The sequence below is a fragment of the Agrobacterium sp. MCAB5 genome (assembly GCF_052114365.1).
GTDB classification, from domain to species: domain Bacteria; phylum Pseudomonadota; class Alphaproteobacteria; order Rhizobiales; family Rhizobiaceae; genus Agrobacterium; species Agrobacterium tumefaciens.
On sequence record NZ_JBFREP010000252.1, the window covers coordinates 1 to 460 of the forward strand.

1 protein-coding gene is annotated in these 460 nt (G+C 59.1%); it reads right to left on the reverse strand.

Annotated features, from left to right (window positions below):
* Positions 1 to 437: peptidase dimerization domain-containing protein (locus AB4Z23_RS28485; RefSeq protein WP_441361308.1), on the reverse strand; the 437-nt coding region annotated here is incomplete at its 3' end.
* Positions 438 to 460: the final 23 nt, after the last annotated feature.

Consider the following 460-nt stretch of genomic DNA (forward strand, 5'->3'; position numbering starts at 1 on the left):
AGCTGCGAGTGGTCGGGATCGACGGAATCCTCTCCCATAACGGTACGGGCAACCTTCACAACCAACGCTGTTTCGGCTGGATGATTGACCACTGCGGGATACAGGTTTCTGAATGTCAATGTTGCAGTCGCCCCGTAGGACGCAGCGATACCCTCCGAAATGTCGATAATACGTCGATGCATGGTGTCTCGAACCTCCGGTTCGAACCAGCGGGCTAGGCCACGCAGCTCGCTCGATCCGACAAACGTTCCTCCGGGCTTTCCGCCTTGAAACGATCCGAAGGAGATCACGCCGCTTTTGAGCGGGTGGACGTTGCGCGCAATAACGGTTTGCAGGGCAATGAGGATGTTGGCGGCGGGAAGCAGCGCGTCAACGCCAGCCTGAGGACTAGCAGAATGGGCGCTCTTGCCATCGACCGCTATCTTGAAGCTCGCCACGGCAGCCCCAAACGGGCCGGTGC